Genomic DNA, 12533 nt, shown 5'->3' with positions numbered 1-12533 from the left:
GTCCGACCAGACTCCGGTCTGAGTAGACAAGACACAAGCGGGCGGCTCCTTCGGGAGCCGCCCGCTTCGTCGTTTCGCCCGTCAGAGCCGAGGCCGAAGCCGCCGCAGGCGGCCGGTGCCGGCTACGCAGAGAACATGCGCATGTTCTGCAGCTCGACGTCGGCGTAGGTCTGTGCCGCCGCCGAGAGCGCCTGGGTGATCGAGGCGAGACTCTCTTCGACGCGGGTCTGGGTACCACGCCAGTCGAGCACGACCGCCTGGAACGCCACAGCCGCCTGGCCTGTCCAACTGCCCTCGAGCGATGTCAGCTGGCCGTGCATGGCCGTGACGTCGGCCTGAATGCGCTCGATCGTATTGCGGATGGATGCGGCGCTCGCGCTGACGGCCTCGCTGTCGACCTGGTATTGGCTCATGATGGTGCCTGCTCTCTCGTCTCTGTTGCACTGACGCCGATGAATCGATCGGCAGCTGCAACGGTAGACGCGAGCGGCTCCGGGTCAGACGGTCGGAGCGCCCTCTGTGGATGACTCGGCGGAGGCCTGCTCGACGAGGAGAGGAAGCGACACCCGGAAGGTCGCTCCTCCGCCGTCTGTCTCGAGAGCGCGCACGGTTCCACCGTGCGCGGCTACGATCGACGACACGATCGCGAGGCCGAGGCCGCTGCCGCCCGTCTCCCGGGTGCGGGAGCTGTCGGCACGCCAGAAGCGCTGGAAGATCTTCTCGCGGATCTGGGGAGGGATTCCCTCGCCATGGTCGATGACGTCGACCGTGGCCAGCCGGTTGCGCTCGTCGACGCTGACGGCGAGTTCGATCGGGCTGTCGTCGGAGGTGAAGCGCAGGGCGTTGCCGATGAGGTTGGCGAGCACCTGGCGGATCTTGTTCTCTTCGGCCATCACCAGGGGCTGAATCGCGTTCTCATCTGTGGCGTGCTCGAGCTCGAACGAGGGTGTCACCGTCGCGGGCACGACGAGATCGTCCGATGAATCAGGCGCGGTCGCACCCGTTCGTCCGCTGCGACGGCGAAGCCGGGCGAACGCAGACGAGAACGGGATCGAGCCGGTCGCGGACTGGTCGGGCTGCGACGACGTGCCATCGGCATCCTGCGCTCTCTCGGGCGCCACGGCCAGGGCCGGGTTGAACGTGATGATGGGATCGGACGGCCGCGAGGTCGAGACGCGGATGACGCGGCCCGGGCTGGAGGCCCGCGCGTCGAGGGCAGCATCCATGGCGATCGGGATGAGGTTGACCGGACTGAGCTTCAGCGGCTTGGTCTCGTCGAGTCGCGCGAGCTCGAGGAGGTCCTCGACGAGCGACCCCATGCGGATCGCCTCCTTCTCGATGCGATCCATGGCCTGGCTCACGTCGTCGGGGGTCTGCAGAGCGCCCATGCGATAGAGCTCGGCATAACCGCGCACGGAGACCAGGGGAGTGCGCAACTCGTGGCTGGCGTCGCCGACGAAGCGGCGCATCTGCTCGATCGTTCGGGCTCTGTCGTCGAACGCCCTGTCGATGCGGCTGAGCATGGTGTTGAGCGACTTGTTGAGTCGACCCACCTCTGTATTCGGCGTCTCGACAGCCATGCGCTGGCTGAAGTCGCCGCCGTCCGCGATGGCGGCCGCGGTGCGTTCGACCTGCCTGAGGGGAGCGAAAGTGCTGGTCACGAGCAAGCGGGTGAGCATGGCACCGAGCACGACCACACCGATACCGAAGGCCAAGAAGATCGACAGGTAGGTGGTGGTCGTGTTCTCGGTGTCTTCGAGCGACTGGGCGATCACGAGCGTGTTGTTCGTGCCGTAGTCGTCGACCGGCAGAACCATTGCGACGGCGAGCCAATCCGCTGATCCCTTGGTGCTGTGCACCGTGAAGCGCGCGTCGGCCAAGGTCGTTGCCGTAGACATGCCGATGCCGGCGACCATCGGCGCCGGGAGTCCGGTGCCGCTCCAGTTGGTGACGATTGGCTGACCGTTGGCATCGAGGAGGGCGACGAAGTACGTCTTCGGTGCCGAGAGCACATCGTCGAGGTCGAAGCCGCGCTGGTTGGCGTCGGGACCGAGAACAGACGTGGGCTCCGCATAGGCATTCTGCAGACGCACATCTACCTGATTCATCAGGTAGGTGCGCAGCACTGTCATGGTGCCGATGCCCGACACGACGAGGCCGAAGGTAAGCATCAGCACAGTCACGCCGGTGATCTTGTTGCGCAAGGAGATCGCGTTCCAGCGCCTGAGGATTATGTGCTGCATGTCGCAGATCAGATTACGCCAGGCGCCTGGGTAAACCGCCCTATGCCTTCGAGACCTTCAGCATGTATCCGAAACCGCGCTTGGTCTGGATGAGTGACTCCTCGGAATGAGCGTCGAGCTTGCGCCTCAGGTACGAGATGTAGCTCTCGACGATGCCGGCGTCGCCGTTGAAGTCGTACTCCCAGACGTGGTCGAGGATCTGTGCCTTCGACAGCACGCGGTTGGGGTTCAGCATCAGGTAACGCAGCAGCTTGAACTCCGTGGGGCTCAGCTCGATGGCCTCGTCTCCGACGTAGACCTCGTGCGTGTCCTGGTCCATGGTCAGCTCGCCGGCGCGGATGATGGCGTCTTCGTCGGCCTGCATCGTGCGACGCAGGATCGCCTTGATCCGCGCGACGATCTCGTCGAGGCTGAACGGCTTGGTGACGTAGTCGTCGCCACCGACGGTAAGGCCGGTGATCTTGTCTTCGGTGTCGTCCTTCGCCGTGAGGAACAGGATGGGAGCGGTATAACCAGATGCCCGCAGTCGCTTCGTGACGCCGAAACCGTTCATGTCGGGCAGCATCACATCGAGGATGATGAGGTCGGGTTCTTCCTCGAGAACGGCGGAAATAGTCTGCGCGCCATTGGAGACAGCGCGCACGGCGAAGCCTGCGAAACGGAGGCTCGTGGTAAGCAGGTCGCGGATGTTGGGTTCGTCATCGACGATAAGGATTCGGGGTCCAGTCATGAGATTAGTATCTGCGGGTATTCTGGGCGTTGTCTGGGAGTAGTTGGGGAACAAAAGTCAACTTTCCTGGGAGCCGTGCTAACGCACGTCGAGCGTGCAGAGAGCATTACGATCGACCGGTGACTTTCGCCGCGGCTCTGACAGACGACATCGTCCTCCGGCTCCTTCGCAAAGAGGATGCCGACGAGATAGCGCAGGCCTACTCCCGTAATCGGCAGCATCTCGCGCGGTGGGAGCCGAAGCGCACGGAAGAGTTCTTCACGGCGGCGCACCAGGCGGGCACAGCGGCCGCACAGCTCGCGCAGTACGAGGCCGGATCCGGGTTGCCGCTCGTTCTCGCCGCAGGGGATCGTATCGTCGGCCGGCTGAACCTCTCGAACATCGTTCGAGGACCGTTTCAGAGCGCGAGCGTGGGCTATTGGATCGATGCCTCGCAGACAGGGCGCGGGCTGGCCACGGCAGCGCTGGAGGCGCTCATCGCTCACAGCCGTGATGCGATCGGGTTGCACCGACTCGAGGCCAGTGTTCTGCCCGACAATGCCGCGTCTCGGCGCGTTCTCGAGCGAACGGGGTTCGAACCCATCGGCGTCGCCCCCGCCTATCTGAACATCGCGGGTCTCTGGCAGGACCACCTGCTCACGCAGCGCATCCTGTACTGAGGCTCGCGCGTCAGAGGGCGGGCTGCGGGCTCAGTTCGTCGGCGTCGAGGATGGTGTAGCTGTAGCCCTGCTCGGCGAGGAAGCGTTGCCGGTTCTGCGCGAAGTCCTGGTCGACGGTGTCGCGGGCCACGAGCGTGTAGAAGTTGGCCGACAGGCCGGACTCCTTCGGTCGCAGCAGGCGGCCGAGCCGCTGGGCCTCCTCCTGGCGCGAGCCGAACGACCCCGATACCTGGATGGCGACGCTCGCCTCGGGCAGGTCGACCGAGAAGTTCGCGACCTTGCTCACCACGAGGATGGGCTCGGTTCCGTCGCGGAAGGCTTCGTAGAGCCGCTCGCGTTCGGCCACCGGGGTGGCACCCGTGAGAGACGGCACTCCGAGTTCCGCCTCGAGCTGCTGAAGCTGGTCGAGGTATTGGCCGATCACCAGGATGCGCTCGCCGGAGTGTTTCTCGATGAGCCGCTTGACGACATCCAGTTTCGCGGGAGCCGTCGCGGCGAGGCGATACCGTTCGTCGTCGGCCGACGCCGCGTATTCGAGCCGCTCGTTCTGAGGCAGATCGATGCGCACCTCGAAGCACTCCGCGGGTGAGATGAAGCCCTGGGCCTCGATCTCCTTCCAAGGGGCGTCGAACCTCTTGGGTCCGATGAGGCTGAACACGTCGCCCTCGCGGCCGTCTTCGCGAACCAGCGTGGCCGTCAGGCCGAGGCGGCGACGGGCCTGCAGCTCGGCGGTGAGCTTGAACACGGGCGCGGGAAGCAGATGCACCTCGTCGTAGACGACGAGTCCCCAGTCGAGGGCGTCGAGCAACTCGAGGTGAGCGTAGGCGCCCTTCCGCTTGGCGGTGAGGATCTGGTACGTCGCGATGGTCACGGGCTTGACCTCTTTGAGCTGGCCCGAGTACTCGCCGATCTCGTCTTCGGTCAGCGTCGTCCGCTTCAGGAGCTCGCTGCGCCACTGCCGAGCCGAGACCGTGTTCGTCACGAGGATGAGGGTGTTCGTCTTCGCGGTCGCCATCGCTCCCGCACCGACGAGAGTCTTGCCCGCGCCGCAGGGGAGGACGACGACGCCCGAGCCCCGCTCGAAGAAGTTGCTGACGGCGAGCTTCTGGTAGTCGCGCAGCGCCCAGCCGTCTTCTTGGAGCGCGATCTCATGCGGGGTTCCCGGCGTGTATCCGGCGCGATCGTCTGCGGGCCACCCGAGCTTGGTCAGTTCCTGCTTGAGCTGGCCTCGCGCCCAGGGGGCGACCGCATACGTGTCGGGCGCGCGTCGCTCGACCAGGAGCGGAGCGATCTTCTTGCCCGACGCGATCTGGCTGAGCACGGCGGAGTCGGTGGCGCGCAACAGAAGCCCGCCCTCCTCGTCGCGCTCGATGACGAGGCGGCCGTAGCGGGCCACGGTCTCCTCGATGTCGATCGAGACGGCCTGGGGAATCGGGAACTTCGAGTAGCGCTCGAGCGTGCCGAGGATCTCGGCGGCCTCGTGGCCTGCCGCTCGCGCGTTCCACAACCCGAGTCGCGTGATGCGATAGGTGTGGATGTGCTCGGGAGCGCGCTCGAGCTCGGCGAACACCGCGAGCTCGTGGCGCGCGCTCTCGGCATCGGGATGCGCGACCTCGAGGAGGACGGTGCGGTCGCTTTGGACGATCAATGGGCCAGACGGCATAACGTACGAGCCTACCGGCTGCCGGGCGCACCCTGCCCTGCCCGCATGGGGCTTGCGCGTTACGGGGCGGGCGCTACGGCGGTGATGTTGCGCAAGGGAAGCGTGCGTTCCACTCCGGCCTTCTCGTCGATCGCCCTGAGGCGGCCCGCCGCCAGTGAGAGCGGAGTCACCAGGAAGACCACCGTCTTGTCGTCGGGCATGCCGACGCTGACCGCGAGCGGGCTCTTCGCCTTGATGGCGACGTCGAGCTGCCGAGCGATCCACGCCTCGGGGGCGTCGCTGACCGCGTGAGCGGATTCACGCAGGCGTGCGACGAGGTCGACGAAGGGGCGCGGCTTCGGCGCGGGCGTCTTCTGCGAAACGCGGGCGCGCACCGGCGCGAAGGTGGCCCCGGATGCTCGTTCGGCGACGATCGGATACCTCGCGTCGGAGATCATCCAGAACAGCGTCTCGAACGGGAACCGGCTCGTGAGCCTGTCGCCGCCGTCGAGTTCGAGGCCCAGCGAGGCGAGGCCGTGGTCGACCGCGAGCGTGCTCAGGAGCGCGTCGTCGTCGCTTCGCACGTAGCTGCCGATGCCGCGCAACTCGTCCTCGGGGCTCGCCGCTCCCGCCCGCAGCCTGCCGTAGCGCGAGCTGGCCTCGGTGACCAGATACTCGACGGGCTGAGGAACGCCGGTCAGCGAGACAGAGCGGAAGAACGACAGGATGCCCTCGGCAGTCTCGCCCTCGGCCAACGCTCGGGTGACGCTCGCCGCAGAGATGCGATAGGTGGATGCGAGGCCGCGGCCCTCGATGTCGGCCAGCGTTCGCAGCCGCACATCGACGTCGGGAGTCAGCGGTCCCGGAGCGATGACGGTGAGGTCGTGCTGAAGGTACACGTTCGACACCTCCGACGGCAGAAGCGCTGCTGCCACCTCGGAGAGCGGCTCGGTGGTGTTGTCGAGAAGTGCCCGAGCGGCTGCTCCCGGATATCCGTTTGCCGTGATGCCGAGATACTCGGCGCTGTCGAGCACGAAGGCGACTCGTCCCCGCAGCGCGTCTCCGCCCGCAGGGTAGAGGTAGGCGATGGTGCGCTGGGCGTCGGCGCCCCACGGGCGGCGGCTGCGCGAGCGCAGTACCTCTCCGATGTCGGTCGCCAGGGCGTCGAGCCACGAGGTCGCCAAGGCGATCCAGCGATCTGCCGAACCCTTGAGCAGCCAGGGCAGCGCCTTGTCGGTCGCGGTCCACAGAAGATCGTCGAGAGTCACGAGACCGGCTCGGCGTGCGATGCGCAGCAGAGCGTCGAGGTCGTTGGGCTCGATCGACAGAGAGGCGAGCAGCCTCTTCGCGTCGGGGGCTGCGACGCCACCCTTGGCGAGTTCCCTCACGGGAGTCGCACGCAGCTCGTGCAGGAGTTCGGCGATGCCGGCGGTGGCGGTGAACGCGCGTTCGGCGGCCATCCGGTCACTGCTGTCGCGCTGCGGTGCGCGGTCGGTGTCCTCCGGTGCCGGCTCGTTCGCGAGTTGCTCGGCCGACGGCAGGCCTCGGGCCGGCCACGACTCGAGAACGCGGGCGACGGCATCCAGGGGCCCGCCCGGCGTCTCACCGTCGGTCAGAAACAGTCGGTCTGCCGGCTCGAGGTCGGCCGGGTCGGTGTCGGGCGACGGATGCGCGAGGGCCGCGAGAGTCCGGCGGGGGAGGGTGGCGAGTGCGGCGTCGACGGCGGCTGGGTCGAGGAGCCGGTCGGCGAGATCGAAGAAGTCCTTGATGCCGCGGGCATCGGACAGACGTGTGGAGACGAGCGCGACGAGCGCGTCGTCATCCAAAAGCTGGAGTCGACCGGCGAGAGCGAGAGTGTCGCTCATCGAGGCTTCGGTGCCTCCTTGGCGCGGCGGCGGAGATTCATGAACAGCAGCACGATGATGAGCACCAGTCCGATCGGGAGGCCGATCAACGGAAAGATCACGACGACGGGCCAGACGCCCTGCGACAGCGCCTCGCCGCGCACTCCCACCAGCGACGCAATGAGGAACGACGCGAAGCAGAGCAGCGACGCCCCGATGATGCCGGCGATCATGAAGGCCAGGATGCGCTCGCTCGAGCGAACCGGCTGTGTCTGATTGTCTGTCACACCCCTAAGGATACGGTCTCCGCGCAGGCCGGTTAGGCTATCGTGTGCCCGCCAGCCACGTGGCGGCCAGTATTCACACGAGGAGATCCGCGAATGCCTACCGGCAAGGTCAAGTTCTACGACGACGAGAAGGGCTTCGGCTTCATCAGTTCCGATGACGGCTCAGAGGTGTTCCTGCACGCGTCAGCCCTGCCCGCAGGTACGACGGTCAAGGCGGGCACCAAGCTCGAATTCGGCATCGCCGACGGCAAGCGGGGCGCCCAGGCGCTCTCGGTGCGCGTTCTCGAAGCCCCGCCCAGCCTTGTGAAGCTCAGCCGCAAGCCGGCCGACGACATGGCGATCATCGTCGAAGACCTGGTCAAGGTTCTCGACGGCATCGGTACGAACCTCAAGCGGGGCCGCTACCCCGACACGGCGCACAGCCGCAAGATCGCTGCGCTGCTGCGCAAGGTCGCCGACGAATTGGACGCGTAGACACCGGTGCAGCACTCCGACCCCACCCCCGACGAGTCGTCTGACGACCAGGTCGAGGGCGAGACCGTCGATACAGCGCCCGTTTTCGAGGCGGATCCTGTTCTTCTGGCGGCCGTCGATCAGGCGCGCGCTGCGCTTCTCGAGATCACTCCGGCCTCGACGATCGGCGCGGTCGTCGGGCACACCGCTCACGACGAGCACGTGCTGAGCCTGCACTTCGCGTCGCTGATGCCCGGCTACCCCGACTGGCACTGGACCGCGACGCTCTCACGGATCGACGCCGACAGTGAACCCGCCGTTCTCGAGACCGAGCTGCTTCCGGGTGAGACCTCTGTTCTGGCGCCCGAGTGGACCCCATGGTCGGATCGCCTCGAGGACTACAAGCTCGCGCAGGAGCACGCCGCGGCGCTCGCGGCGGACGAAGACGACGACGATGAAGACGATGTCGACGACGACTCAGACGATGAAGACCTCGACGACGACGAACTCGATCTCGACGACCACATTCTCGACGACGACGTGCTCGACGACGCCGTTCACGAGCAGGCTGAGGCGGCCGTTCTCGACGCGTCTGTTCTCGTTCGCGGCGACGACGCCCCGGCCCCGGCCAAGGCGGAGCAGACGGTCGATGTCGACAAAGAGGGCCTCACCGTGGTCGAGCTCGACGACTCCAAGCCCCGCTCGAGCGTCTACTACGACGAAGACGCCCCCGAAGACCTGCGCTGAGCAGCGCCACCGCACACGCAAACGGGCGGAGATTCCGCGGGTCCGACGCTCTATGCGCTTCGGACACCCCGAATCTCCGCCCGTTCTCTGCGTTCTGAGCGCTAGAGGTTCTCGACCACGTATTCGATCGACGAGATGAGTGCGCGCACGTCGGACGGCTCGATGGCCACGAAAGTGGCTACGCGCAGCTGGTTGCGGCCCAGCTTGCGGTAGGGCTCGGTGTCGACGATGCCGTTGGCGCGAAGCACCTTGGCGATGGCGGCGGCATCGATCGCGTCGTCGAAGTCGATGGTGACGACCACCTGCGAGCGGTGCTCGGGGTTCTCGACGAAGGGGCTCGCGTAGTCGACAGAGCCGGCCCAGTCGTAGAGCGCGCTCGACGACTCCGCGGTGCGAGCAGACGCCCACTCGAGGCCGCCGTTGCCGTTGATCCACTCGATCTGGTTGTCGAGCATCACGAGAGTCGCGATGGCGGGGGTGTTGAGGGTCTGGTTGAGGCGCGAGTTGTCGACCGCGTTCTTGATGCTGAGGAACTCGGGAATGTAACGGTCGGACGCCGCGATGCGCTCGACGCGCTCGAGGGCGGCGGGGGAGAAGAGGCCGAACCACAGGCCGCCATCAGACGCGAAGTTCTTCTGCGGCGCGAAGTAGTAGACGTCGGTCTCGCCCGCGTCGAACTGGATGCCGCCGGCTGCGCTGGTCGCGTCGACCACCGTGAGAGCGCCCGCGTCGCCGTGAACGCGCTTGATCGGTGCCATCACACCGGTGCTGGTCTCGTTGTGCGGCCAGGCGTAGACATCCACGCCCTCGACGATCTCGATCTCGCTTCGCGAGCCGCCCGGCGCGTTGATCACGTGGGGTGCCTCGAGCCACGGGGCCTTGGCCGCGGCGGCGAACTTCGAGCCGAACTCGCCGAAAGTGAGGTGCTCGCTGCGCTTCTCGATGAGACCGAATGCCGCCGCGTCCCAAAAGGCGGTCGATCCGCCGTTGCCGAGAACGACCTCGTAGCCCTCGGGCAGCGAGAACAGCGCCGAGAGTCCCTCCCGCACCGATCCGACGAGGTTCTTGACCGGCGCCTGACGGTGCGACGTTCCCAGTAGAGAGGCCCCGCGCGTGGTGAGGTCGACGAGCTGCTCGGGGCGAACCTTCGATGGGCCGCAACCGAAACGACCGTCGACGGGCAAGAGGGCGCTGGGAATTGTCAGTTCAGGCATGATGTTGAGTCTAGTGAGCCGAGCCTTACCCAACGCGTCCAAACGTTATGGTGGAGGCGTACGTGCGCAACTTCCTAAGGAGTGATCGTTGGCCGATCTCATTGACACAACGGAGATGTACCTCCGCACGATCCTCGAACTGGAGGAGGAGAACATCATTCCGCTGCGCGCACGCATCTCTGAGCGCCTCGGACACTCCGGCCCCACCGTCTCGCAGACCGTCGGCCGCATGGAGCGCGACGGCCTCGTCGTCGTCTCGGGAGACCGCCACCTCGAACTCACCGGCACCGGTCGCACCAAGGCCGTTCACGTGATGCGCAAGCACCGCCTGGCCGAGCGCCTGCTTAGCGACGTGATCGGTCTCGACTGGGAGTACGTACACGAAGAGGCATGCCGGTGGGAGCATGTCATGAGCGAGCAGGTCGAGCGGCGCATCATCGAGATGCTCGACCACCCCACCGAGTCGCCGTACGGCAACCCGATCCCCGGTCTCGACGAATTCGGCGACGCTCCCTCGGTTCCCTTCACCCGCGGTGTCGTGAACCTGCTCACCCTCGTGCACGGGGCCGTCGGGCCGCAGACCAAGACCATCCGCCGTCTCGGCGAGCCCGCGCAGGTCGACCCGGAGCTGCTGCTGCAGCTCAAGCAGTTCGGCGTCGTTCCCGGAAACACGGCCGCGTTCTCGCAGGTCGGTTCGTACATTCTGGTCGAGGTCGAGGGATTCGCCGAGGGGCTCGAGCTTCCCAACGAGGTCGCGGGTCACATCTTCGTCGGCATCTGATTCGCCTGCTCCGATCCTGTTTGTGCGCTGGAGGCGCGCTGTCAGGTGACCGGGTCAGTGTGACACGGGGGTCGGATTCGCATACCCTCGAACAGTTCCTGCTGCTCGTCAGAGCGGCGGAGCTCCGGATCAGGATGCGCCCTCCGACTGTCTCCTGCACTACCCGGCCCCGTTTTGCGCCAAGACGGTCGGACACGTCTGCCAGTCATGGCATCGAAGGATACTCAGCCCCGTGGTCGAACCCGCCGAATCGCAGAAAGACGCCGAGAACACTCGCCGCCGCCGCGATTCACGGTCGACGCAGCCCGCGGCCGCACTGAGCCGCCGCCAGCTGCGTGATCGGGAGCAGGCAGAGGCCGAAGCCGAGGCTCAGCACCGAGCTGCTGCCGCACAGGCGGCCGCCGGCCTGAGTCGTCGAGAGCGGCGCGAGCGCGAGTACGAAGAGCGCTACGCAACCAGGCGCGATGCGCCGGCGGTTGCTCCGGATGCCGTGGTCGCCCCCGACTCGGACGTACCAGCCGAGCGTGTGACCGAACCAGAGCCTGTCGTCGAGGCCGAGCCCACGATCGCGGCTGTCCTCGTTGAGAAGTCAAAGCCGGAGCCGGAGCCGGAGCCAACCCCTGCTCCCGCGGCTCCGACGTCGCGGCGCGCGCGCCGTGCACACACAGAGAAGCCTGTCGTCGAGGCCGAGAAGACTCCTGTCGTCGAGGTAGAGAAGACGCCGCTAGCGGAGGCCGAGGAGGCTCCCGTCATCGCCGAGGAGCTCGAGGCGGAGCCATCCGCAGAGCATGCGATCGACGAGCGGATGCTCGCGGTCGCCAACCTCGAGACGGTGCCGCTCGAGATCGAACTGGTGGCGCAGCATCCGATGCTCGAGATCGAGACGGCCGAGCACATCGCCGCCGAGACCGTGATGAGCGCCGAGGTCGACTTCGCCGAACATCACGTCGTGATCGAGCCGAGCACGGTGAGCACCGAGATCGACATCGTCGCGCCGCATTCGGCTCCCGAGGTGATGTCCGCCCTCGCGACAGCGGGCGACGACGCCCCCGTGCGCTCCGTGCCGATCGCCTCTCCGCGCATCAGGCGCTCGCTTCCCGTTGCCGAGCTGCTGTCGTCGTCGAGTGGCACCTTCGTGTCGCACGCGCGGTCGCAGCCGATCAAGCGACGCATTCTTGCGGGCTTCGTCATGATGATCGCCGCGCTGTTCGTCGTCTCGATCTCGATTCCCTCGCTGGGCTTCGCGAGCCCGTCCGACTTCGCGGCCAAGCAGACGCCCGGTGACGTCACCGACAGCCAGAACCTCTCTGTCGGCGAAGGCCCGGCGCTGAACGCTGTGCGCGATGACTTCTACGCCGAAGGCGCCCCCGGCTCGCTCTACTCGACCACGAACAGCTACGTCTCGAAAGAGTCGCAGAAGCTCGCCCAGGAGCTGATGGCCGCTGTGGCCGCGGGCAAGCTCAAGGGGTCGGTGCCCGATCACATCCCCGAGATCCAGGCCCTGGCCGACGGCGTCGTGAAGCCGGACTGCGGTATCGATCTGCGCATTCTGCAGGTGATGGTGATCGCCGTGCGCACCTTCGACACCGTCGCCGTGAGCGATATCAACCGCAAGTGCACCGGCCAGATCGAGGGCGCGGGAACCGGGTCGTCGCACTACATCAACGGCGGTGGCCATGCCGTGGACTTCTATCTGATCAACGGTGCCTCGTTGCCCGGCGCAGACCAGAACACGGTGAAGTTCGCCGAGGTGCTCGACCCGATCATGCCCTCCGGTTCGAACCTGGGTCAGAGCGAGTGCCGCGCGTCTGCCGGGGTCTCCCTCAACCTCCTGAATTTCAAGGAGTTCCCCGACTCGTGCACCCACATGCACATCGACGTGGGCAGCACGACAGGTGCCCTGAACGTGAACCTCGACAGAGACTTCAAGTAG

12 protein-coding genes are annotated in these 12533 nt (G+C 66.5%); 5 read left to right on the top strand and 7 right to left on the bottom strand.

Annotation, left to right across the window (positions count from 1 at the left end):
- Positions 1-122 precede the first annotated feature (122 nt).
- From ASE64_RS06310 to ASE64_RS06300, 3 genes are all read right to left on the bottom strand, one after another.
- The gene (locus tag ASE64_RS06310; RefSeq protein WP_055777745.1) at positions 123-413 is read right to left on the bottom strand and encodes a WXG100 family type VII secretion target; all 291 of its coding nucleotides are present in this window, start codon (positions 411-413) and stop codon (positions 123-125) included.
- 84 nt (positions 414-497) lie between these two features.
- Positions 498-2243, bottom strand: coding sequence for a sensor histidine kinase (locus ASE64_RS06305; RefSeq protein WP_055777742.1), 1746 nt, complete (start codon positions 2241-2243; stop codon positions 498-500).
- Positions 2244-2283: 40 nt separating this feature from the next.
- On the bottom strand, positions 2284-2973 hold the full coding sequence (locus ASE64_RS06300) for a response regulator transcription factor (protein WP_055777739.1): 690 nt from the start codon (positions 2971-2973) through the stop codon (positions 2284-2286).
- A gap of 119 nt (positions 2974-3092) precedes the next feature.
- Here ASE64_RS06300 and ASE64_RS06295 point away from each other — a divergent pair, with 119 nt between their 5' ends.
- Positions 3093-3632, top strand: coding sequence for a GNAT family N-acetyltransferase (locus tag ASE64_RS06295; protein WP_055777736.1), 540 nt, complete (start codon positions 3093-3095; stop codon positions 3630-3632).
- 10 nt (positions 3633-3642) lie between these two features.
- Here ASE64_RS06295 and ASE64_RS06290 read toward each other — a convergent pair whose 3' ends face one another.
- From ASE64_RS06290 to ASE64_RS06280, 3 genes are read right to left on the bottom strand one after another with little or no spacing between them, the layout of a single operon-like run.
- Positions 3643-5295, bottom strand: coding sequence for a DNA repair helicase XPB (locus ASE64_RS06290; protein WP_055777733.1), 1653 nt, complete (start codon positions 5293-5295; stop codon positions 3643-3645).
- Positions 5296-5354: 59 nt separating this feature from the next.
- Positions 5355-7139 (bottom strand): helicase-associated domain-containing protein, encoded by a 1785-nt coding sequence (locus tag ASE64_RS06285; protein ID WP_055777730.1) that lies wholly within the window; start codon positions 7137-7139, stop codon positions 5355-5357.
- Complete coding sequence (locus ASE64_RS06280) at positions 7136-7405, bottom strand: hypothetical protein (protein ID WP_055777727.1); 270 nt, start codon at positions 7403-7405, stop codon at positions 7136-7138. The genes ASE64_RS06285 and ASE64_RS06280 overlap by 4 nt, the downstream gene beginning before the upstream one ends.
- 93 nt (positions 7406-7498) lie before the next feature.
- On the opposite strand from ASE64_RS06280, the gene ASE64_RS06275 reads away from it, so the two are divergent.
- Together ASE64_RS06275 and ASE64_RS06270 are read left to right on the top strand one after the other, a co-directional pair.
- Positions 7499-7879 carry a cold-shock protein gene (locus tag ASE64_RS06275; protein ID WP_055777724.1) on the top strand — a complete coding sequence of 127 codons (381 nt, stop codon included), beginning with the start codon at positions 7499-7501 and terminating at the stop codon, positions 7877-7879.
- Between the two features lie 6 nt (positions 7880-7885).
- Positions 7886-8605, top strand: a complete 720-nt coding sequence (locus ASE64_RS06270; RefSeq protein ID WP_055777721.1) for a DUF3027 domain-containing protein — start codon at positions 7886-7888, stop codon at positions 8603-8605.
- A gap of 101 nt (positions 8606-8706) precedes the next feature.
- On the opposite strand, the gene serC is transcribed toward ASE64_RS06270, so the two are convergent.
- Positions 8707-9819, bottom strand: coding sequence for a phosphoserine transaminase (gene serC, locus ASE64_RS06265; protein ID WP_055777718.1), 1113 nt, complete (start codon positions 9817-9819; stop codon positions 8707-8709).
- Between the two features lie 88 nt (positions 9820-9907).
- Here serC and ASE64_RS06260 point away from each other — a divergent pair, with 88 nt between their 5' ends.
- Entirely contained in the window at positions 9908-10600 is a 693-nt protein-coding gene (locus ASE64_RS06260) for a metal-dependent transcriptional regulator (protein WP_055777714.1), read from the top strand.
- A gap of 232 nt (positions 10601-10832) precedes the next feature.
- Positions 10833-12533 (top strand): hypothetical protein, encoded by a 1701-nt coding sequence (locus tag ASE64_RS06255; RefSeq protein ID WP_055777710.1) that lies wholly within the window; start codon positions 10833-10835, stop codon positions 12531-12533.

The sequence above is a fragment of the Agreia sp. Leaf210 genome, from assembly GCF_001421485.1.
Lineage (GTDB): Bacteria > Actinomycetota > Actinomycetes > Actinomycetales > Microbacteriaceae > Agreia.
The sequence above is the reverse complement of the archived record's forward strand: the minus strand, read 5'-3'. Positions and strand labels throughout refer to the sequence as shown.